Origin of the sequence: Acinetobacter genomosp. 15BJ (genome assembly GCF_000400715.1) — a bacterium.
Taxonomy (GTDB): domain Bacteria; phylum Pseudomonadota; class Gammaproteobacteria; order Pseudomonadales; family Moraxellaceae; genus Acinetobacter.
In genome coordinates, this window is record NZ_KE007347.1 from 1,129,655 (window position 1) to 1,150,728 (window position 21,074).

General features: G+C 40.1%; 24 protein-coding genes. 9 read left to right on the forward strand and 15 right to left on the reverse strand.

Going from position 1 to position 21,074, the window contains the following annotated elements:
* Positions 1–2: 2 nt before the first annotated feature.
* The 8 genes from msbA to F896_RS08755 form a co-directional block, all read right to left on the reverse strand.
* On the reverse strand, positions 3–1,730 hold the full coding sequence (gene msbA, locus F896_RS08790) for a lipid A export permease/ATP-binding protein MsbA (protein WP_016163902.1): 1,728 nt from the start codon (positions 1,728–1,730) through the stop codon (positions 3–5).
* Positions 1,727–2,155, reverse strand: a complete 429-nt coding sequence (locus tag F896_RS08785) for an ExbD/TolR family protein (RefSeq protein ID WP_004806616.1) — start codon at positions 2,153–2,155, stop codon at positions 1,727–1,729. Before F896_RS08785 ends, msbA begins: the two co-directional genes overlap by 4 nt.
* A 14-nt stretch (positions 2,156–2,169) precedes the next feature.
* Complete coding sequence (locus F896_RS08780; RefSeq protein WP_016163903.1) at positions 2,170–2,799, reverse strand: MotA/TolQ/ExbB proton channel family protein; 630 nt, start codon at positions 2,797–2,799, stop codon at positions 2,170–2,172.
* Between the two features lie 102 nt (positions 2,800–2,901).
* Complete coding sequence (locus tag F896_RS08775) at positions 2,902–3,789, reverse strand: ParB/RepB/Spo0J family partition protein (RefSeq protein ID WP_016163904.1); 888 nt, start codon at positions 3,787–3,789, stop codon at positions 2,902–2,904.
* Positions 3,786–4,568: a ParA family protein gene (locus tag F896_RS08770; RefSeq protein WP_005241897.1), complete on the reverse strand. Its 783-nt coding sequence runs from the start codon at positions 4,566–4,568 to the stop codon at positions 3,786–3,788. Before F896_RS08770 ends, F896_RS08775 begins: the two co-directional genes overlap by 4 nt.
* A gap of 18 nt (positions 4,569–4,586) precedes the next feature.
* A complete protein-coding gene (gene rsmG / locus F896_RS08765; protein WP_016163905.1) occupies positions 4,587–5,222 on the reverse strand; it encodes a 16S rRNA (guanine(527)-N(7))-methyltransferase RsmG in 636 nt (211 codons plus the stop codon).
* 174 nt (positions 5,223–5,396) lie between these two features.
* Complete coding sequence (gene murU / locus F896_RS08760) at positions 5,397–6,086, reverse strand: N-acetylmuramate alpha-1-phosphate uridylyltransferase MurU (protein ID WP_016163906.1); 690 nt, start codon at positions 6,084–6,086, stop codon at positions 5,397–5,399.
* Complete coding sequence (locus F896_RS08755; RefSeq protein ID WP_016163907.1) at positions 6,086–7,099, reverse strand: aminoglycoside phosphotransferase family protein; 1,014 nt, start codon at positions 7,097–7,099, stop codon at positions 6,086–6,088. Before F896_RS08755 ends, murU begins: the two co-directional genes overlap by 1 nt.
* Positions 7,100–7,217: 118 nt before the next feature.
* Here F896_RS08755 and F896_RS08750 point away from each other — a divergent pair, with 118 nt between their 5' ends.
* Entirely contained in the window at positions 7,218–9,692 is a 2,475-nt protein-coding gene (locus F896_RS08750) for an LPS-assembly protein LptD (protein ID WP_016163908.1), read from the forward strand.
* Positions 9,692–11,005 (forward strand): peptidylprolyl isomerase, encoded by a 1,314-nt coding sequence (locus tag F896_RS08745; protein ID WP_016163909.1) that lies wholly within the window; start codon positions 9,692–9,694, stop codon positions 11,003–11,005. The genes F896_RS08750 and F896_RS08745 overlap by 1 nt, the downstream gene beginning before the upstream one ends.
* A 106-nt stretch (positions 11,006–11,111) precedes the next feature.
* Here the strand turns inward: F896_RS08745 and fba are convergent, their stop codons facing one another.
* From fba to F896_RS08730, 3 genes are all read right to left on the reverse strand, one after another.
* Positions 11,112–12,149, reverse strand: a complete 1,038-nt coding sequence (gene fba / locus F896_RS08740) for a class II fructose-bisphosphate aldolase (protein WP_016163910.1) — start codon at positions 12,147–12,149, stop codon at positions 11,112–11,114.
* Between the two features lie 210 nt (positions 12,150–12,359).
* On the reverse strand, positions 12,360–13,511 hold the full coding sequence (rhlB, locus tag F896_RS08735; protein WP_005204238.1) for an ATP-dependent RNA helicase RhlB: 1,152 nt from the start codon (positions 13,509–13,511) through the stop codon (positions 12,360–12,362).
* Between the two features lie 108 nt (positions 13,512–13,619).
* Entirely contained in the window at positions 13,620–13,832 is a 213-nt protein-coding gene (locus F896_RS08730) for a cold-shock protein (RefSeq protein ID WP_004653893.1), read from the reverse strand.
* A 357-nt stretch (positions 13,833–14,189) separates the two neighbouring features.
* Between F896_RS08730 and F896_RS08725 the strand changes: the two genes are divergently transcribed.
* From F896_RS08725 to F896_RS08705, 5 genes are all read left to right on the forward strand, one after another.
* Positions 14,190–14,429, forward strand: coding sequence for a sulfurtransferase TusA family protein (locus tag F896_RS08725; protein ID WP_016163911.1), 240 nt, complete (start codon positions 14,190–14,192; stop codon positions 14,427–14,429).
* Between the two features lie 130 nt (positions 14,430–14,559).
* Positions 14,560–15,429 carry an RNA polymerase sigma factor RpoH gene (gene rpoH / locus F896_RS08720; RefSeq protein ID WP_004653896.1) on the forward strand — a complete coding sequence of 290 codons (870 nt, stop codon included), beginning with the start codon at positions 14,560–14,562 and terminating at the stop codon, positions 15,427–15,429.
* Between the two features lie 107 nt (positions 15,430–15,536).
* A complete protein-coding gene (locus tag F896_RS08715; RefSeq protein WP_016163912.1) occupies positions 15,537–15,902 on the forward strand; it encodes a DUF423 domain-containing protein in 366 nt (121 codons plus the stop codon).
* A gap of 9 nt (positions 15,903–15,911) precedes the next feature.
* The gene (gene thiS / locus F896_RS08710) at positions 15,912–16,109 is read left to right on the forward strand and encodes a sulfur carrier protein ThiS (protein WP_005204241.1); all 198 of its coding nucleotides are present in this window, start codon (positions 15,912–15,914) and stop codon (positions 16,107–16,109) included.
* A 23-nt stretch (positions 16,110–16,132) separates the two neighbouring features.
* Positions 16,133–16,918 carry a thiazole synthase gene (locus tag F896_RS08705; protein WP_004639328.1) on the forward strand — a complete coding sequence of 262 codons (786 nt, stop codon included), beginning with the start codon at positions 16,133–16,135 and terminating at the stop codon, positions 16,916–16,918.
* Positions 16,919–16,972: 54 nt separating this feature from the next.
* Here F896_RS08705 and F896_RS08700 read toward each other — a convergent pair whose 3' ends face one another.
* The 4 genes from F896_RS08700 to yaaA are packed head-to-tail and all read right to left on the reverse strand — an operon-like array spanning position 16,973 to position 19,153.
* A complete protein-coding gene (locus tag F896_RS08700) occupies positions 16,973–17,428 on the reverse strand; it encodes an NUDIX domain-containing protein (protein ID WP_016163913.1) in 456 nt (151 codons plus the stop codon).
* A gap of 30 nt (positions 17,429–17,458) precedes the next feature.
* Positions 17,459–18,076 (reverse strand): HD domain-containing protein, encoded by a 618-nt coding sequence (locus tag F896_RS08695; RefSeq protein ID WP_016163914.1) that lies wholly within the window; start codon positions 18,074–18,076, stop codon positions 17,459–17,461.
* Between the two features lie 9 nt (positions 18,077–18,085).
* On the reverse strand, positions 18,086–18,349 hold the full coding sequence (locus F896_RS08690) for a hypothetical protein (protein ID WP_004653902.1): 264 nt from the start codon (positions 18,347–18,349) through the stop codon (positions 18,086–18,088).
* A gap of 21 nt (positions 18,350–18,370) precedes the next feature.
* Complete coding sequence (yaaA, locus tag F896_RS08685) at positions 18,371–19,153, reverse strand: peroxide stress protein YaaA (protein ID WP_016163915.1); 783 nt, start codon at positions 19,151–19,153, stop codon at positions 18,371–18,373.
* A 124-nt stretch (positions 19,154–19,277) separates the two neighbouring features.
* On the opposite strand from yaaA, the gene F896_RS08680 reads away from it, so the two are divergent.
* Both F896_RS08680 and F896_RS08675 read left to right on the forward strand, forming a co-directional pair.
* Complete coding sequence (locus F896_RS08680; protein ID WP_016163916.1) at positions 19,278–19,907, forward strand: alpha/beta hydrolase; 630 nt, start codon at positions 19,278–19,280, stop codon at positions 19,905–19,907.
* 93 nt (positions 19,908–20,000) lie between these two features.
* On the forward strand, positions 20,001–21,071 hold the full coding sequence (locus F896_RS08675) for a DUF2157 domain-containing protein (RefSeq protein ID WP_016163917.1): 1,071 nt from the start codon (positions 20,001–20,003) through the stop codon (positions 21,069–21,071).
* Positions 21,072–21,074 lie beyond the last annotated feature (3 nt).

Here is a 21,074-nt window from a genome sequence, read left to right on the forward strand (position 1 = left end):
ACTTAGTTTTCCTCAAAATTGCGTTGGTGAAGCTGATAGTACATGCCATGTTTTGCCAGTAGCTCAGCATGAGTACCTTGCTCAATAATCTGACCTTTATCCATCACCACAATGACATCTGCATTTTCAACTGTAGATAAGCGGTGTGCGATGACGATCGTGGTACGGTCTTGCATTGCTTTATCAAATGCTTGTTGAATAAAGTATTCCGACTCATTATCAAGCGCACTTGTTGCTTCATCTAAAATTAAAATCGGAGAATCTTTTAAAATTGCTCTTGCAATGGCAATACGTTGGCGCTGGCCACCTGATAGATTTAAGCCTTGGGCACCTAGAATCGTGTCGTAGCCTTGTGGCAAGTTCATAATAAAGTCATGTGCATAAGCAGCTTTAGCAGCGGCAATCACTTGCTCATCACTTGAATCTTGTAACTGACCATAAGCAATGTTATCTCGTACTGAACGGTTAAATAACACCACTTGCTGATTCACTGTTGCAATTTGTGAGCGCAAATAAGCCAATTCAATCTCTTGAACAGGAATACCATCAAAATAGATTTGCCCTTCGCTTAACTCTTGAAAGCGTGGCAGCATGTTGACCAATGAGGTTTTCCCTGCCCCCGAACGTCCGACCAGTGCAACAGTTTGACCTGCCTTAATATCCAAAGAGAAGTCTTTAATCGCATGGGTGCCATCATCATAACGCAAGTTTGCATGATCAAACTGAATATTACCTTTCAACACAGGCTTAAGTTGACCATTATTGACTTCTTCAGGCATATCCAATAGTTCAAAGACCGAATGCGCTGCTGCCAGACCACGTTGAAGTTTTTCATTGATATCAGTCAGGTTCTTCACTGGTTTAGAAATCAAGCCCGCTGCGGTAATGAATGAAATAAACTCACCCGCTGAGGTATCTCCAAATACTTGTGGACGCAACGCCAACCAAAGAATGATTGCCATCGCCATTGATAATAACAGCTGAATGATTGGGCTATTAATATTTTGCACCACCACCATTTTCAAACCACGGCGTAAGTTTTCTTCTGAAGACTTATAAAAACGTTTTTGTTCAAACGCCTCACCAGTAAAGCTCTTCACAACTGAGTTAGCGGTAATAGTTTCTTGAACCACATGGTTCACATCACCCATGGTATTTTGTACTTGGATCGACAGTTTCCGCATTTTCTTCGATGCGATTCTGACCAATATCCCAATAAATGGCATGAAAACCACGATACAAAGGGTTAAACGCCAGTTGGTATAAAGGAGATAGCCTAATAGACCGATAACAATCAAACCATCTTTGATCAGTGTCTGCAAAGATTCAGAAGAAGCAGCTGTTAACTGCTCCACGTTATACATCAACTTTGCACTGATGTGACCTGCACTATTATCAAGATAGTATTGAGCTGGGAGTCTTAACAGTTTTGCATAGACTTCCTGACGGATACTAAACACCAAACTACGTGAAATAACAGCGGAAAAATATCCACCGAGGAATAGGCCGACACCACGGAAAAACATCAGTAAAACAATCAGGGCTGGAAACCAATCCAAGTTGGTACGACTACCTTCTTGAATGGCATCAATAATGTATTTCAGCAACTTTGCGACAGAAACCTCCGTCGCCGCGTTGATTCCAAAGCCAAGCAAGACTAATAAGGCAACGCCCCAATAAGATTTTAAATACGATACTAAACGGACATATACCTTAAAATCCTGATTCACTCAGTAAAACCTCTCGTTGGAACTTTAGTGCTGATATTGACGTTAACAAAACCGAGTTGACCTGCAACATCCATCACACGAATTACGTCTTGATGCGCAGCTTTGGCATCAGCCGCAATAATAAACATAAAATCACGACGATCTTGAGCAACCTGCTTAATTGCCGTGCTTAAATCCGCAATATCCTTACTTGATAAGGCTTGACCATTCACAGAATAATGCCCTGTGGAGTCTACCATGATTTCAATTTTGTGATCGAATTGTTTAGGTGGAACACCCTGCGCATCTGGCAATGTCAGGTTTATACGACTTTGTTGACTAAATGTCGTCGATAATAATAAAAACACCAAAATAAATAACATACAGTCAATCATTGGTGTCAAATTGATATGAATATCTTCAACTTGAGAGCGCTTAAACTTCATACGAACACCTCGGCTTAACTTGCACGACGGTGTTCTTGTACATGTGCTGCTTTTTTATAAAAAAGCGCAGCATGAAACAAAGTCGATTGTTGCTCTAATTCAGCAATATATTCATGCACAACTCGCTGGAAATAGCGATAAGCAATCATTGCAGGAATCGCAATCAACATCCCGACAGCGGTTGTAATCAAGGCTTTAGAAATACCAGGCATCATCATACTGGCATTACCAGCAGAACCAACATCAATCACCAAAAATGATTCAATAATCCCAAGTACCGTTCCAAGCAACCCCAATAAAGGTGCGATTGCACTCAAAGTGCCTAAGAAATTGATATTTTTTTCGAGATGACTGATTTCTTGTGAAGCAGTTGCTTCCATCTGAGCACGCGCAAACTGTTCGCCTTGATCTTGATGTTCATAACCCGCTTTTAAAATACGACCTAGTGGGCTTTTTGCTGCATCATCTTGTTGTAAACGAGCAATCACCGATTCAACATCCGAACCATTAACAAGTAAAGTTTGCGGCAAAACTTGTGACCGTTTTAAACGAATATATCGTTCAAGTGTAATCGCAACCGTAAAAATTGATGAGAGAATGAGGGGCAGCATTAACCAACCACCCGCTTTCACAAGTTCCCACATATTATTCCCCAATAATATTTAAACTATAAAAGGATAGATTCGGATTCATTAATCACTCAATAACATCGACATGCTAAGTGACTAACAAACCCATCCTTAATATTAGTTAGGTAAACAAATATTGAGGATTCCATCCAACTCATCCAATGAGTGGTAATGAATGACCATTTTCCCTTTACCTTTTTGGTTATGGTCAATTTTCACATTTGCTCCGAAACGCTCTGAAAGTTTCTGAGTCAATTGCTCAATATCTGGAGAAATTCGGGCCTTTTCCTTTTCAGGCTTTGGTTCACTCCACTCACGAACTAACTGTTCAGTCTGACGTACTGACAAACCTTTTTCAATCACGATTTGCGCAACAGCAATTTGATCTTTGGGCTTCAAAGTCAAAATTGCACGGGCATGTCCCATATCAATCTGACCTTGTTGTATTAGGTCCTTAATCGGGTCAGCTAAGCTCAACAAGCGCAACAGATTACTTACTGTTGTACGTGCCTTACCCACCGTATCTGCAATCTCTTGATGACTTAACCCAAACTCGTCATGAAAGCGCTGCAAAGCGACTGCCTGATCAATCGGATTTAAATCTTGACGTTGAATGTTTTCAATTAAAGCCAAGGCGATTGCGACTTGATCATTTAAGTCACGCACAATCGCAGGAATTTCAGTCAAGCCAGCTAATTGGGCAGCACGCCAACGACGTTCACCCGCAATAATTTCGTAAGGATGTTGCTCATCATCCACAGGACGGATCACAATCGGTTGCATCACACCATGTTTTTCAATTGATGCTGCCAGCTCTTGTAAATCTTGTTCTTGGATAAAACTACGTGGTTGGTATTCACCACGTTTCAATAAATTGACATCAATTTGCTTGAGTTGACCATGATCCAAGGCTTGTGCTTCAAGTTGCAATTTCTCTTTTTGAATTGAACCCAATAGCGCATCTAAACCACGACCTTTAGCCAATCCGCGTTTTTTGATGCTCATACAGCACTTCCTTTTTTCACTTTACTTTTCTTCAACATTTCTGCAGCGAGATTCAAATACGAAACAGCGCCCTTAGAACTTTTCTCAAAATAAATCACAGGTAAACCATGTGCAGGTGCTTCTGCTAGACGGATATTTCGAGGAATCACCGTTTCATATAACTTTTTACCAAAATATTGCTCTAACTCAGCGGACACATCACGAGTCAACGCATTACGAGCATCATACATGGTACGTAATACCCCAACAATTTCCAAGTTTGGATTAAGGGCTTTTTGTATACGGTCAATGGTCTGTGTAAGATCAGCCAAACCTTCCAATGCATAGTATTCACATTGCATTGGAATAATCACACCATTGACGGCAGCCAAGGCATTCACAGTGATCAGGCTTAAACTTGGTGCACAATCGACAATAATATAATCAAATGCAGCATCGACTTCTTGCAGTGCATTTTTAAGAATGAATTCTCGCCCTTCTTGCTCAGCAATCGCAAGTTCAACCCCAGCAAGCTCACGGTTTGCACCTAAAACTTTATAACCGACTTCTGCTTTTTGGATAGCCGTTTCAATCGGTACTTCACCCAACAACACATCTGTGACCGAATAAAGTAAATCATTCTTTTGAATACCAGACCCCATGGTGGCATTCCCCTGTGAGTCCATATCGACCAACAAGACACGTTTTTTCAAGATCGCCAAAGAGGCAGCAAGATTGACTGCTGTCGTGGTTTTTCCCACACCACCTTTTTGGTTTGCAATCGCAATAATTTGAGCCATGACTACCCTTAATATTTTTTATTGAATACGTTGAAGTAAAAGTAAATGACGCTGTTCATCCAATCTTGGCACACGCAGTTCAATAATCTTACATGAATACTGATCTTTCATCTGCTCAACTTCATCCTCTGGGATTAAGCCTTTCATTGCAGCAATGATACTTTGTTCATGCATATAAGGTTGTGCTGCATCTACAAAATCGGTCAACGAAGCAAACGCTCGACTTGTAATGACATCAAACTGACCAAGTTCTCCAATGCTGTCTTCATTTTCAACACGTGTTTGAACTGCAATTACATTTTTCAGTTTTAAGTCAGCAATGAATTGCTTCAGGAAACGAATCTTTTTCCCATTCGAATCTAATAGTACACAAGAACGTTCTGGTTGACATAATGCAATGATCATGCCAGGCATACCGCCGCCCGTACCCACATCTAACAAACGGCCTTCGGGCAAATCATTTAAGATACTTAAACTATCTAATAAATGTTTAACCAACATTTCTTTCGGCTCGCGGATCGCCGTTAAATTGTATGCCTTATTCCATAGCACTAGCGCATCTTGATATTTCAATAAGAGTGTTAGGGCTTCTTCACTTAGGTTAAGACCTAAGGCTTGGCTACCTTGCTTTAATTCTTGAAAAAAAGGATGCATAACAGTGCGACATCTCGATAAACTTGCTGTGCAGTATACCGATTTCTGATACAAGGCACAGTAGGACTTGTTGAACGATTATGCAGTTAATCATTTACAAGCATGATAAACTGCACAATCCTTTAAGTTTTTGTCTTTTCTTATGCAAATCACAGATAGACAAAGCATTTTTTATTATGCGAATGCGCCTTGCTTGATTTGTTGATCAAGCTGCTCCAAACGCTCAGGTGTACCAACATCGACCCAAACTCCTTGCAACTTTTCAGCTGAAACTTGCTGCTGCTGCATGGCTTGTTTCAATAATGGTGCTAAAGGTCGTTTGCCATTTTCCAAACCTGCAAACATCTGTGGTGCAAAAACAGCCACACCACTATAAGTTAAAGCTTCACCCAATTGCTCTTGCTCAAAAGTGTAAGCCAAATCATTTGCTAGGATAAAGTCACCTTTTAAGTGCTGAGGTGGATTTTCAACCAAGACTAAATGTACTTGTTTATCTTCCAACTGAACATTTAACAATGAAGAGAAATCCATTGTGGTCCAGACATCACCATTCACTAAGATAAAAGGTTCATCACCCAACAATGGCAAGGCATTAATAATACCACCTGCTGTTTCTAAACCTTCACCTTCGTGCGACCATAAAATAGTTACACCAAATTGAGAGCCATCACCTAAAGCAGCAGCAAGTTTCTCACCCAACCAAGCCGTATTAATAACAATCTCGGTAATGCCTATTTTTTTCAACTTCTCAATATGCCAAACAATCAGTGGCTTACCACCAACTTCCAGTAAAGGTTTTGGCGTATGTAAGGTCAATGGTCGCATACGATTACCAAGACCTGCAGCAAGAATCATTGCTTTCATTATGCTGCAACCTCGTAGTGACCATATTTTTCAATAAACTTCGGCATCACGATGTCACGAATAAACTGGATAAAATCATTTAGTTCGTCATAACCTTGACTTTCTTCAAGCAAATACCACATCACGCGCGGTAAATCTTTTAAATAGCCTGATTTGCCATCACGTTCAAATAAACGCACAAAAATACCCAAGATTTTTAGATGGCGTTGGATCGCCATTAGATCGGCATCTCGCTTGAACTGCTCAAAACTACGATTTTCTTTCGCTGCTGCTGGCAATAAGTCATAGAACACTTTAAACCATTCGTAAACGCGCTCAGCATTCCACTGCACATAGGCATCACGCGTAATCGAGATAAGGTCATAAGTATCCGCACCAATCACTGCATCCTGAAAATCGATCACACCAAGCTCTTGCTCATTTTCGATTTTCATCAAATTACGACTATGAAAGTCACGATGTACAATCACTTGTGGTTGATTCGTTGCTTCAATCGCAAGGAAATCAAAAGCCTGTTCAATCGTTTCCAACTGCTGCTCTGTTGGTTGAATATCCAATGACGGCAGCATCCAGTCTGTTAACAGACGCATCTCAGTCATCAATTTTTCATAAGAATACGCTGGCAATTGTTCATGACCATTGATCTGCTGCAATTCAATCAACTGCTTAAAACTTTGCGCATAGTACTGATCAACCGTTTGATCATTGAGTAATGTTGATAAAACAACATCACCAAAATCTTCAAGCAGTAATAAACCCAAGGTTAAGTCTTTCGCAACGATATGTGGAACACGCACACCATTTTTGTCAAAAAACTCATCAATACTAACAAATGGCACACAGTCTTCTTTTTCAGGAGGCGCATCCATGAGCATATATGTTTTGTTTTGTATCTTAATCCGCGCATAGCGGCGAAAACTTGCATCTCCTGCTAAAAAATTGATCTCAAATTGATCAGATTGGAGAGTGGCTTGAAGCCAAGTTTGTATCAATTGTTCACGTTGTGTATTCATTTGCAATAAAATCTAAAACTAGCTGAGATTTTGAAAGCTTAAGTGTAGCCACTTATCAACTTTTTCTCTATGATGCGACAATAATTAATTGTGAATTAGCGTATTGGTTAATGAGACAATGAAACATCAGTTTAAATTTAATCCTTTAGCAACAGCTATTTTGACACTCTTGTGCGGCGGCTCGATTCAATCAGGTTTCGCGGCCCAAGCTGATGCTGTCTCTACGCTTGACAATAAACAGCTCAAAGCTGCCATTCGACAGAATCAAGAACAGCAAAACCAAGAAAGTTATCCTGGAGAAAGTTTTTTCCAGCAATATTATGTAGATAAATCTGCTCCAGAAGCACAATTGCGTGACAATCGTTATTTAAGCTCTTCATTTTGCCAAGGGACTTGGGTCACCCCAATCAACCCTGAAACAAAAGCTGGTAATGCAAATACGACCACTTCTGTGCTCACCGCTGATTATGGACATTACAACCCGACAGGTGATTCTGTTTTACAAGGCAATGTTGTCATTGATCAAGAAGGCCGAACTATTCGTGCCGACCAAGTTACAATCGATTCGACACAAACATTTGCCAATGCTGAAGGTCATGTTCAAGTTGCTCAATCAGGATTACTCACCCAAAGTGATGCGATTAACTATAATTTAAAAACCCAGACTGGTGATTTAAACAATAGTTTCTATATCTCTGAACAACAGCATGCACATGGTCATGCCAGTCAAATAAAACGGGAAAACCAGAATTTAGTCATTTTTAAGGACGCAAGCTATACAGCTTGCCCTCCTGAGCAAAAACCTGCATGGAAAATTCAGGCCAAAGAAATTGAGCTAAACCAAGATACAGGTCGCGGTGTAACCCGCGGCACCAAGCTTTATGTCAAAGATGTACCTGTGCTTGCAGTTCCATATTTCAACTTTCCGATTGATGACCGCCGCACTACCGGTTTATTAAGTCCAAATTTTGGCTATAGCAATGATGGTGGTGCGCAGTTAATCACCCCTGTTTATCTCAATCTTGCGCCAAACTACGACCTCACACTTACCCCGAGCTACATGAGCAAACGTGGCCCGAAATTAGATGCTGACTTCCGCTATATGACTGAAAACTTTGGTTCAGGTCGCATTTGGGGGGGCTATATCGCCAAAGATGATCAATATGGTGGCGAAGCACGTGATGACCTTCATTTTGTTCATAATTGGAAAATCGATAATCAATGGTCGACCAATTTAGAATATAACTACGCATCAGATAAAGATTACTTCGCAGACTTCAATAATAATCCGAACACACGAACTGATCTAAACCTACGTCGTGCCTGGGAACTCAACTACCAAAATGGAATTCCAGGTCTTAAAGCTCAGTTAAAGGTTGAAGATTTCCAAACCTTAGATAAGACCATTAAAGATGTCGATAGACCATATGCTCGACTTCCGCAATTCTTATTAAACTATGTCACTGGTGATCCTCAAGGTCTACAATACGAGTTTAACAACGATACCGCTTATTTCAAAAAATCTGTGGATGATGGTTCTGCGCTAGAGTCAAGTGGTACGCGTATCTACAACCAGTTTGCAGTTCGCTACAACTATTTAACTCCTTCTTGGTTCTATGTTGTCCCAGAAGTCTCTGTACGTAGTATTAACACCTTCTACGATCAAGATTCAAAAGAAGGCCGTGGACTGTCTGCTTCTGATGATTTAGAAAAATCAGTTGTTGTTCCTCAATTCACGCTTGCCACAGGCTTAACGTTCGAGAAGGAAGGTAAATACTTACAGAGTATTTCTCCTCGTGCTTTTTATGCGTACTCACCTTATAAAAACCAAGACGATCACCCAAACTTTGATTCGACTACAGCGTCGATCAACTATGATCAACTGTTCAACCCATATCGCTTCTATGGACATGACCGTCTAGATGACAATAATTTCTTGTCGCTTGGTGTGACCTATAGCTTGTTGGATACTGAAGGTCTAGAGCGCATTAAAGCAAGCATTGGTCAGAGTTATTACTTTAGCGACCGCCGTGTTAGTCTGAATGAAAAACTCGATGAGTTTGACACCCAAACACGCACAGGCCCTATTGTTAGTTTATCTAGCCAGCTTAATCAAAATTTTACCATCACATCTAACTCTGCATGGATGTCGAATGGCGAAAATGCACAGCGAGATTTCCAAGCTTACTATACGGGTGACAAAGGTAATCTTTACAACTTAGGCTATTTTTACCGTAAAGATATCCCAGATCGACAAGATTCTTATGACCAAGTTGTTGCATCCTTTATACAACCTGTAAAAGACAATTGGCGTATTATGGGTCATGCTCAATACGACATTGACAACAATGTGATGCGTGAATATTTACTTGGTGTAAATTACGAGTCATGTTGTTGGGCTGTCTCAGTTTATGGTCGTTCTTATTATAATGATCTGGATGATCCAAACACCCCAGGCGTTCGTAAAAAGAATGCTGTTATGGCTGAATTCACCCTAAAAGGCCTTGGTGCTTTAAACAATAAGCTTGCTTCTCTCCTAGAAAACAGAGTTTTAGGTTTCAACAAAATTAATCAATCTTGGACACAACGTTAATGAAGATAAAACCTTTTCAACATATCTTTAAAGCAACTGTTCTCGCTGCCCTAATTTCTTCATCAATGCAAAGCTTTGCACAACCTACGGATGAGGTTGTTGCCATTGTAGATAGTAGTGTCATTCTCAAAAGTGATTTAGAACAAGGGATTGCTGAAACAGAACACCAGTTGAAAGCACAAAACAAAACTGTTCCCCCACAACAGTATTTACAAATGCAAGTGCTTGATCAACTTATCATTCGTCAAGCTCAATTAGAGCAAGTGAAGCGTTATGGCATTAAGCCTGATGAAAAGAGCTTAAATGCTGCGGTACTAAAAGTTGCAAATCAATCAGGTGCAAATACTCTTGAAGCATTTCAACAAAAGTTAGATGCAATTGCGCCGGGTACATATGAAAACTTGCGCAACCGTGTTGCAGAAGACTTAGCCATTGGCCGTTTGCGTCAGCAACAAGTGATGTCACGTATTAAAATCAGTGATCATGATGTTGAAAACTTTTTAAAGTCACCAGAAGGCCAAGCTGCGCTAGGTACTCAAGTTCATGTCATTCACATGCGCATTTCAGGTGAAAATAGCAATGAAGTACAACAAGTTGCTCAACAGGTAAAACAATCCCTCACAACAAGTGATGACACCAAATCGATTAGCTCTAAGCTATCAACAGCTTCAGTAAAAGTCGATGGTGCCGACATGGGTTTCCGCTCACTATCAGAAATTCCAACGGAACTTTCGGCACGTATTGCCCCACTTCAAGTTGGACAAACTACTGAGTTAATCAATGTTCGTGATGGTGTGCATGTCTTAAAACTACTTGAACGTAAGCAAAACGAACAAAAAGCATTAGTCTCTCAATACCAGACGCGCCATATCCTGATCCAGCCTTCCGAAGTTGTAAGCATAGATCGCGCTAAGCAAATGATCGATAACCTATATAATCGTGCGAAAGCGGGTGAAGATTTCGCAACACTTGCTGCAACCTATTCAAATGACACAGGCTCTGCACGGGATGGTGGTAGCTTAGGTTGGGTAAGTCCAGGCGTAATGGTACCGGAATTTGAAAAGGTGATGAAAGAAACACCTGTTGGGCAAATCAGCAAGCCATTCCAAAGCCAATTCGGCTGGCATATCTTACAAGTCATGGACACTCGTGAACAGGATATGACCAAAGAAGTTCAGGAACGTATGGCACGCCAGATCTTAGGTGAACGTCAGTTCGATACCGAAGTTGATAGCTGGATGCGTGAGCTTCGTGCTAATGCCTACGTTGAGATCAAAGATGCAAGCTTAGACTCAAAAGCACAGCAAAAATAAATATGCTGAACAAAAATGCCAGCAATTCGCTGGCATTTTTTATTTTAAAAATTAATTAGTTAAAAAAATAGTGGCAATTGCCACTATTTTTTACATTACAAATTGATTATTTGTAACGATCAACCATTTTCTCTAAAGAAATTGGACGAATTTTATCTGCATTACCCGATGTACCAAATGAGTTATAACGATCCACACAGATTTGCTTCATTGCTTCAACTGTTTCACCAAAGAATTTACGCGGGTCAAATTCACTTGGTTTCTCAGCCATCATACGACGCATTGCGCCTGTAGAAGCCAAACGCAAATCGGTATCAATGTTAATCTTACGCACACCATGTTTGATCGCTTCTACCAGTTGATCTACAGGCACACCATAAGTTTCTTTAATATCACCACCGTATTGGTTAATGATAGCTAACCACTCTTGTGGTACAGAGCTTGAACCATGCATCACAAGATGTGTATTTGGTAAAGCAGCATGGATTTCTTTAATGCGATCAATGGCCAAGATATCGCCTGTAGGTGGACGCGTAAACTTGTACGCACCATGTGAAGTACCGACAGCAATCGCCAAAGCATCGACATTGGTATCCGCAACAAACTGAGTTGCTTCTTCAACAGATGTTAACAGTTGAGAGTGGTCAAGTACGCCTTCTGCGCCTACACCATCTTCTTCACCCGCCATGCCAGTTTCAAGGCTACCCAAGCAACCGATTTCACCTTCAACTGAAACGCCACATGCATGTGCAATAGACACTACTCGACGTGTTACATCAACATTGTAGTCGTATGATGTTGGTGTTTTACCATCTTCACCCAATGAGCCATCCATCATGACTGAGCTAAAGCCCAACTGGATTGAACGCTGACAAATATCAGGACTTGTACCATGATCTTGATGCATTACCACTGGAATATGTGGCCACTCTTCAATCGCAGCTAAAATAAGATGACGTAAGAATGGTGCACCCGCATATTTACGCGCACCAGCCGAAGCTTGCACGATCACAGGTGAATTCGTTGCATCCGCAGCGAGCATGATTGCACGCATTTGTTCTAAGTTGTTTACGTTAAACGCTGGTACGCCGTAGTTATGTTCTGCAGCGTGATCCAAGAGCTGGCGCATTGAAATTAGAGCCATAATATCCTCCCAGGTAATGCGCCATATTCTACATGCTGATCTATTTCAATTCAGCAAATAATCACAGTAATTATAAAAAAATCTTCAATCTTTTGTGTAATTTGAGTTGTTATTCTGACTAAAGAATCAAAAAGGCCAAATCACAGTTTGATTTGGCCTTTTTCTTAAAAGATATTGCGCTTAAATACATCCGATAAAATGGATCAAGACTTAGCAATAACCCTCTAAACGCGTTAATGGTAATTTCTTACCAATCGCTTTTTCAATTTCTGGCAAATAGAATGCGTCATCTTCCGACAGGAAACTGATACTCACACCCTGCGCGCCCGCACGCCCGGTACGTCCAATACGATGCACATAGTCATCCGACTGTTCAGGCAAGGTAAAATTGATCACATGCGAAACACCATCCACATGAATACCACGACCAGCAACATCTGTTGCAATCATAATATTGTTCTTACCCTGTTTAAATTGGTCTAACATCTTTAAACGCTTATCTTGTGCAATTTCACCAGACAGCATACCAACTTTATAACCATCACGTTTCAAATGATCATACAGACGACGTACCTGATCTCGACGATTTGCAAAGATCATGACTTTATCAATTGGCTCTTCACGCAAAATATCTTGCAATAACTTGTATTTATCTTGTTTAGCAACCACATAAACACGCTGTTCAACGTCATTATTGGTTTTTTGCTCAGGTTCAATTTCTACCGTTACAGGCTCGAATAACCATTGACGCGCCAAGTTTAGAACATCATAGCTAAATGTTGCAGAGAACATTAAAGTTTGACGTTGTTCCTTGAATGGCGAATAACGAACAATTCTTTTTACGGATGGAATAAAGCCCATATCCAACAGACGATCTGCTTCATCAATCACCAGAAATTCAATCTTATCCAACCAAACTTCTTTTTGTTCAACGAAATCAATCAAGCGCCCTGGTGTTGCAACAATGATATCAACAAAGTTGCGATCCAACATTTTCTTTTGTTTTTCAAAATCTACGCCGCCCAACAAAGTCACAAGATGTAGGTTTGAAAACTTGGTTAATGCTTGCGCATCACTTTCAATCTGTAATGCCAACTCACGTGTCGGAGCTAAAATTAACGCACGTGGCTCACCACGGAATCGTTGTTCTTGAACTGGATTATTGAGTAGATCATTGATCACACTAACCAAAAAGGCAGCTGTTTTTCCTGTACCTGTTTGTGCTCGACCAATAGCATCATGCCCTGCTAATGTATATTTTAAAACCTTTTGCTGAATTGGGGTCATTTGTGTAAAACCCAAAGCATCAATCGCTTTCTTCAACTGCGGATGTAAATTTAAGGTTTCAAAACCAGATGTCATATATGCTCTCGAACCATCAACGACCAAAAGAAAGTCATCATTATAAACCATAAAAAATAAAAACGCCCCAATAAGATTGGGGCGTTTTTATTGCGTTAAGGCAACAAATTAGTCTAAAGGCTGAACGTTTTCAGCTTGGAAACCTTTTTGTCCTTGAACAACACTGAATTCTACGCGTTGGCCGTCACGTAAAGAACGGTGGCCATCACCCATAATTGCGCGGAAATGAACAAATACGTCATCACCACCATTACGCTGAATAAAACCAAAGCCTTTAGTGTCGTTAAACCACTTTACTACGCCTTGTTCACGAGCTGTCATAAGTCAATCCTCAGATATTGAAAGATAAGGACCTTCCGGTGTTGCAAACAGCAGAGCCAACAAGGTTTTAAAATATTTATAATTTTAAAGCTTGTAATCATTCTGTAAAACTATCAACAATTTCCGGTTACATCCATTTGTTATAGAGTTTAAAACAATTAATTTGCATTAAACAACTTTCTAAAACGCATCGAGCTTATCATGGGTTTATCACAATTAATAGAATTATTTTTAGTTATTTCCTATATTTCTATCTGTTTTTTTCAATAATTTAGCTGTTTTTTTAATGAAATTTTTCTCTCAAAAATTACGCAAAAATTTGTTAAGATAATTCTGAATGAAGTGATTTAATTATATATGACCAACACATCCAACACACCGATCATTATCGATGCTTTAGGGCAACCTTGCCCAATGCCACTATTAATGTTGAAGCGTGCTTTAAAGAAAACCAGCGGCATACAACAATATCTATTAAAATCTTCTGATCCACATAGTGAAATTGATGTAACACGATATTGCAAAATTCAGCAACTTCAATGTTTAACTCAAAAAATTTCAGATAGTGAATTTCACTATTTAATTGAATCTACGTGATTCTTTGCTAAACTCTAGCTAAGATAAACTAGATAACTTTACATTTTTATACTCAAATTTCCTTAGTGATGAAGAACATTCGCATTAAGATGAAATTGTTGACTTAAATACCATCCTATAAGGAGACTCCATGACTACTGACAGCAGCAATCAATTGATGCCCCTGTCATTGTCTGCGCCAGGCGTAAACCTTGGTGCATATATCAGTACTGTCAATCAAATTCCAATTCTAACGGCCGAGCAGGAAAAAGAACTTGCTGAGCGTTATTATTATGACCAAGACCTTGATGCTGCCAAACTATTGGTAATGTCACATCTACGCTTTGTGGTACATATTGCACGCAGCTATGCAGGTTACGGATTGCCACAAGGTGATCTGATTCAAGAAGGTAACCTTGGATTAATGAAAGCGGTAAAACGCTTCGATCCAAATATGGGTGTTCGCTTAGTTTCTTTTGCAGTGCACTGGATTAAAGCCGAAATACATGAATATGTGATTCGTAACTGGCGTATTGTCAAAATCGCAACGACCAAGGCACAACGTAAATTATTCTTTAATTTGCGTAGTCTTAAAAAATCAAGCAAACGACTCACTTTGGAAGAAGCGAAATCAATTGCTAATGATTTGAATGTAACACCAGAACAAGTGCTCGAAATGGAAGGTCGCTTAACCGCTTACGATGCTGCTTTTGAAGCTCAGGGCGATGATGATGACGATACACCACATACCGCTCCTGCACTGTATCTTGAGGATAATCGTTACGATCCTGCTCGATTAGTTGAAGAAGAAGACTACGAAGAACAAAGCACCACTGCCTTACATGAGGCAATGGATCAGCTTGATGATCGTTCACGGAATATTTTACAACGTCGCTGGTTAGATGATGACAAATCAACCTTGCATGAACTGGCTGCAGAATATAATGTTTCCGCAGAACGTATTCGCCAGCTTGAAAAAAATGCAATGGAAAAAATCAAAACGGCAATGTCTGCAAGCTAAAATCGAATCAAACACAAGGGCTTTAATGCCCTTTTGTTTTATCTGGCTTTGTTTAAGCACCCGAATATGTTAACTTTGTTCATCAAATTTCCAGTTCCATTATCGTTATGTGGATAGCTATCTCAGCGCTTAACCTTGCGCTTGCAGTTATGTTGGGTGCTTTCGGTGCTCATGGACTCAAATCTTTTGCAACCCCAGAACAACTTACTTGGTGGGGTACAGCAACTCAATACTTTTTCTATCATGCGATTAGTTTACTTATCTTGGGTGTTCTGCATAAAACCACAGCAACATTTCCAATAAAAATTCCGTTTATTTTGATCCAAATTGGTATCATCTTTTTCTGCGGTTCGTTATACATTATGGCACTCGGCCTACCTCGCATTTTAGGTGCAATTACACCGATTGGCGGTGCGTTTATGATAGCGGGCTGGCTGTTACTCGCATGGCAAGCAATCAAGCATGCGAAATAAGGATTGATCATGCACATCTATTTAAATGGCGAGTCAACAGACACGTCTTGTGAAAACCTACAGCAATTGATTCAGAATTTAGCCTTAGAAGGCAAACGCTTTGCTGTAGAGAAGAACCAACAGATTATTCCGAAAAGTAGACTTGAGCAAACAACAATTGCTCCTGAAGATCGTATTGAAATTATTCAAGCTGTTGGTGGCGGCTAATCGGCTAAAAATGGAGTAAGCCCATGCAAGATTCCCCTTTAATTATTGGTTCACGTACTTTCCAATCTCGTTTATTGGTCGGAACTGGTAAGTATAAAGATCTCAATGAAACTGATTTAGCCATTCAAGCCAGTGGCGCTGAAATAGTGACCGTTGCAATTCGTCGTGTAAACATCGGTCAGCATGCCGATCAACCGAATCTGCTTTCAGTGATTCCACCAGAAAAATACACGATTCTGCCAAATACAGCAGGTTGTTTTGATGCAGATAGCGCGATTCGTACCTGTATGCTGGCACGTGAACTGCTTGATGGTCACAATCTGGTGAAGTTAGAAGTGCTCGGTGATGAAAAAACCTTATATCCAAATGTGACTGCAACACTTAAAGCTGCACAGACCTTGATTGATGATGGCTTTGAAATCATGGTCTATACCTCGGATGACCCAATTGTTGCCCAAGAACTTGAAAGCATGGGTTGTGTTGCAATTATGCCTTTGGGCAGTTTGATTGGTTCTGGTCTTGGTATTCTGAATCCACATACCATTTCCATCATCAAAGAAAATGCCAAAGTTCCTGTACTGGTTGATGCAGGTGTCGGTACAGCCAGTGATGCTGCGATTGCAATGGAACTCGGTTGTGACGGCGTATTAATGAATACAGCAATTGCCGCTGCTCAAAATCCAATTTTGATGGCTTCTGCGATGAAAAAAGCGGTTGAAGCAGGTCGTGAAGCGTTTTTAGCTGGTCGTATGCCGCGTAAGCGTATGGCGAATGCGAGTTCACCTGAGACAGGGTATTTCTTTAAGTAAAAATAGAACGATTAAAGGGAGCTTTTGGGCTCCCTTTTTTAATGCGATTATGATTTATCTTGATTCCAGATTAACAAGATGAATAACGTGCTCCGTTGATCGCAAAGCAAGATCATGTAAAACATCTGGCTTTAGCAGTTTGATCTCATGCTTTGGCATCCATGAAATCACCTGAGCTTCAGTCGCATCATCAAGATAACAAGCTTTCGTTTGAATATTGCCTTTATAAATGTAAAGAAATTCGTGAAAATGTCGACCCACAATAGGATCATAGAAAAAATTCTCAACAATCGCAAAAAGCACAGGCGAATTAAAATACTCTCCTGTTTCTTCAAGCACTTCTCGTTGAATCCCTTCTAATGTTGTTTCCGAAAACTTTAATCGCCCTCCTACCAAGGAGATGCTTCCATCTGGAAATGTAGAAACCAAAATCTGATCTTCATGCTCTATCCAAGCAGCTACACGAATATTAAGTTTTCCCCCTGCAATATCTAATGTTAAATCTTTCACTTACAAACTCAACGAATGAACTTTAATCATTTATTTTATTATATTCTTTAAATTACTTTTGGCAGGTTGCTCAAAATTTTGTTGAAAATATTCTGTTTGATACAGCGGTTCTGTCCGATAAAAATGTGTTAGAACTTGTTTTCTTTTAATCGAATAAACATCAGGATAAACCCAAGCATATTCCTGCTGAATCTGCTGTTCATATTCGTCTAAACGCTCTGCTGAAGCCGCTAGAATCGCCAAATCAATATCCAGTAAAAACTGCAAGTCTTGCTCATCCGTTGCTTCATGCTTTTTCGTCGCAACAATCCATCGCTTTATCTTTTGAACATCATCTGCTGATAAATCTTGAGCCAAATACTGTTCAAACAGCTCGGCACTTTTCAGTTCATTATCTTTTGCTTGGGGGGCATAAACCGCATCATGAAACCAGAGTGCTAACTCAACTGCATGTGCATCATTTAAGTCAGCTCGAATCGATTCAAGCAAAGTCAAACATTCATACAAATGTTGCAGCGTATGATAAGCCCGCTGCTTTTCACTGTAGGCAGCAATCAACTTATTAAAAACTTTCTGCGGCTCAGAAAAATGATAATGCTGATGCAGCTCAAACCATGATTTTTCTAATGTGGATAAATACTGCTGCATTGCTCATCCTCATTGGATTTCTTTATTCAGCCATTTTGCCAATGATTCAGCATCTTTACGCTCAAGAAAGAGCTGATACAAGGTACAGGAACCAAACTCATGTTTTAGTTCCTGTTGGCGCATAGGATGATTACCAAATCTGAATCGTCGAGTACCATCTCGATCTAAAGGCAATGCATATACCCCATAACTACGCGGTTCTGTCAAATGCCCTTTGATTCGAACTTGATCAGACGATATTGCGTGTTTTAATAAAAGTTCTTTGGTTAACATCCCACCCTGCCCAAGGCAAATCTAAGCTGCGTGCTGTTCATCTCGCTTAAAGACCAATTCTTTATCCGATGAACTTTCAGCATCAAAGTAATACCCTTCACTATCAAATGCTTTTAATTGTTCTACTTGGCTTAATTTATTTTCAATCAAGTATCTTGCCATCAGACCACGTGCTTTTTTTGCATAGAAACTGATGACTTTATATTTTCCGTTCTTCTGATCCAAGAATACAGGCTTGATAATTTCTGCCTGAATTTTCTTTTCATTCACAGATTTATAATATTCGTCAGAAGCTAAATTTACCAATACTTTTGCATCAATTTCAGCTAAATCTTGGTTAATTTGATCAGTGATAATACTGCCCCAGAATTCATATAGATTATGGCCACGTGTATTTTTCAATTTAGTGCCCATTTCCAAACGGTACGGCATCATCAAGTCTAACGGACGCAATAAACCATAAAGACCAGACAGCATACGTAAATGTTGTTGGGCAAAATCAATATCCTGGTCTTTTAGGTGGTAAGCATCTAAACCGGTATACACATCACCTTTAAATGCAAACAAGGCTTGACGTGCATTGGAAAAATCAAAATCTGCATTCCAGTCACGGAAACGTTCTACATTTAAATTGGCAATTTTCTCACTCACGGTCATCAACGATGCAATTTCTGTGGCAGAAAGCTTGCGACAAACATCAATCAATTGCTGAGATTGCGCCAACAAACGGGGTTGGGTATGTGTATCTGTAGGAAGTGCTGTGGTGTAATCGAGTGTTTTAGCAGGAGAAATTAAAGCAAGCATAATCAATCAAAATAAATTTATCTTGGTGAAACTATAACAGTTGATAATTTTTAATGCCAATTCGTGTTCTCGTTCAGTTTTATCGGTAAAATAGTGGATTCTTCCATTATCCATTGCATATCTTATGTCTGAGCAATTATTCATCCAAGGTCCTGTTGGTCAAATCGAAATGTTTGTTGATCAACCCCAAGGTGAAATCACAGGTTTTGCTGTCGTCTGCCATCCACATCCTTTGCAAGGTGGTACACCGCATCATAAAGTCCCTGTTTTACTGGCTCAGATTTTTAATGAGATGGGGTGCGTGGTTTACCGTCCTAGCTTCCGTGGCTTAGCTGGCAGTGAAGGTACACACGACCAAGGACACGGCGAAACTGATGACATCATGGCTGTGATCGAATATGCCCGTGCAAAACATGCAGGACTTACCTTCTATGCAGGTGGTTTCAGTTTCGGTTCTCACGTACTCGCAAAATGCCAAGCACAACTCAGCAATGAGTTACGTCCAAAACAATTGGTATTATGTGGCTTGCCAACAGGCTCAGTGGTTGATTTACGCCATTACAAAACCCCTGAGATTGACGGCGATATCTTATTTGTTCATGGTGAACAAGATGATATTACCCTGCTCTCAGATATGATCGCTTGGGCACAACCGCAAAAACATCCGATCACAATTTTGCCAGGTGCTAATCATTTCTTTACCGGCTATCTAAAACAGTTACGTCAAGTCATTGCTCGTTTTTTAAAACTGTAGACTTAACAACAAATTACTAAGAAAAATATACGTGTTTTGAACCCAATGTCTGTTATATCAGTATAGATGTACGGGTATTTGGGTTCTTTAATAATGAAATTAAATAAAAAACAGGGACTTTTTTTAAAGCAAACCATTGAGCAATGGCAACAACAAGGCACGATTACACCTGATGTAGCCAATGAGTTAAATCAGAGCTTTTCGATTCGGCCTTTTGATTGGGAACGACTGGCAAAATATTCATTCTGGATTTCCATGATTTGCGCCGTGATTGCGATTGCCGCAATTACCGCAGATAAATTCTTAATGGAATTGATCGAAAAAATCTTTATTGACTCTAAAATTATCCCTTGTCTGATTTTTGCTGCAGTTGCGGCGGCCTTTTATGGCTTTGCCTATCGTCGACGCAAGACCAAACCCTTACATCAATTTAGCAATGAGGCGATTATTTTTGCAGGCGTGCTGTCTACCGCAGCGTCCGTCGCCTATTTTGGTCAAGTAATTGATACTGGTAGTGGGCATTTCTCTTTATTATTCCTGCTCTCCACCATTATTTATGCAGCACTTGCCTTCTGGTTCCCCTCTAAACTGATCTGGGTATTTTCCCTACTTTCGCTCGGTTCATGGTTTGGGACGGAAACTGGCTATATGTCGGGCTGGGGTGCCTATTATCTTGGGATGAACTTCCCTTTACGCTTTGTCTTGTTTGGCGGCGCACTGATTGGATTAAGCTTGCTGTTTAAACGCTATGCGCATTTTAGAGACTTTGCACATTCAACCTATGTCATGGGCCTGCTGTATCTATTTATTGCCTTATGGATTCTCTCAATCTTTGGCAATTATGGTGACTTAGGGAGTTGGTATAGCGTCAAGCAATATGAGCTGTTACATTGGGGCGTGCTATTCGCGTTTATTGCCATCATCGCGATTGTCTATGGTTTAAAACACGATGATGCCACCTCACGCGGTTTTGGTATCACCTTCTTATTTATTAACCTCTACACCAAGTATTTTGAGTTCTTTTGGAATGGCATGCACAAAGCCATTTTCTTTATCTTGCTCGCTGCATCTTTCTGGTGGATTGGCCGACATGCCGAAAAACTTTGGAACTTAGAGTTTCTACCTAGCCAATCCCAAATAAAGAAAGATCATCCAGCTGAATGATTA

Coding starts and splice junctions, on each gene's coding strand:
- F896_RS08785 (WP_004806616.1), bottom strand. CDS start 2,155: ATGAAGTTTAAGCGCTCTCAAGTTGAAGATATTCATATCAATTTGACA.
- F896_RS08780 (WP_016163903.1), bottom strand. CDS start 2,799: ATGTGGGAACTTGTGAAAGCGGGTGGTTGGTTAATGCTGCCCCTCATT.
- F896_RS08775 (WP_016163904.1), bottom strand. CDS start 3,789: ATGAGCATCAAAAAACGCGGATTGGCTAAAGGTCGTGGTTTAGATGCG.
- F896_RS08770 (WP_005241897.1), bottom strand. CDS start 4,568: ATGGCTCAAATTATTGCGATTGCAAACCAAAAAGGTGGTGTGGGAAAA.
- rsmG (WP_016163905.1), bottom strand. CDS start 5,222: ATGCATCCTTTTTTTCAAGAATTAAAGCAAGGTAGCCAAGCCTTAGGT.
- murU (WP_016163906.1), bottom strand. CDS start 6,086: ATGAAAGCAATGATTCTTGCTGCAGGTCTTGGTAATCGTATGCGACCA.
- F896_RS08755 (WP_016163907.1), bottom strand. CDS start 7,099: ATGAATACACAACGTGAACAATTGATACAAACTTGGCTTCAAGCCACT.
- F896_RS08750 (WP_016163908.1), top strand. CDS start 7,218: ATGAAACATCAGTTTAAATTTAATCCTTTAGCAACAGCTATTTTGACA.
- F896_RS08745 (WP_016163909.1), top strand. CDS start 9,692: ATGAAGATAAAACCTTTTCAACATATCTTTAAAGCAACTGTTCTCGCT.
- fba (WP_016163910.1), bottom strand. CDS start 12,149: ATGGCTCTAATTTCAATGCGCCAGCTCTTGGATCACGCTGCAGAACAT.
- rhlB (WP_005204238.1), bottom strand. CDS start 13,511: ATGACATCTGGTTTTGAAACCTTAAATTTACATCCGCAGTTGAAGAAA.
- F896_RS08730 (WP_004653893.1), bottom strand. CDS start 13,832: ATGACAGCTCGTGAACAAGGCGTAGTAAAGTGGTTTAACGACACTAAA.
- F896_RS08725 (WP_016163911.1), top strand. CDS start 14,190: ATGACCAACACATCCAACACACCGATCATTATCGATGCTTTAGGGCAA.
- rpoH (WP_004653896.1), top strand. CDS start 14,560: ATGACTACTGACAGCAGCAATCAATTGATGCCCCTGTCATTGTCTGCG.
- F896_RS08715 (WP_016163912.1), top strand. CDS start 15,537: ATGTGGATAGCTATCTCAGCGCTTAACCTTGCGCTTGCAGTTATGTTG.
- thiS (WP_005204241.1), top strand. CDS start 15,912: ATGCACATCTATTTAAATGGCGAGTCAACAGACACGTCTTGTGAAAAC.
- F896_RS08705 (WP_004639328.1), top strand. CDS start 16,133: ATGCAAGATTCCCCTTTAATTATTGGTTCACGTACTTTCCAATCTCGT.
- F896_RS08695 (WP_016163914.1), bottom strand. CDS start 18,076: ATGCAGCAGTATTTATCCACATTAGAAAAATCATGGTTTGAGCTGCAT.
- F896_RS08690 (WP_004653902.1), bottom strand. CDS start 18,349: ATGTTAACCAAAGAACTTTTATTAAAACACGCAATATCGTCTGATCAA.
- yaaA (WP_016163915.1), bottom strand. CDS start 19,153: ATGCTTGCTTTAATTTCTCCTGCTAAAACACTCGATTACACCACAGCA.
- F896_RS08680 (WP_016163916.1), top strand. CDS start 19,278: ATGTCTGAGCAATTATTCATCCAAGGTCCTGTTGGTCAAATCGAAATG.
- F896_RS08675 (WP_016163917.1), top strand. CDS start 20,001: ATGAAATTAAATAAAAAACAGGGACTTTTTTTAAAGCAAACCATTGAG.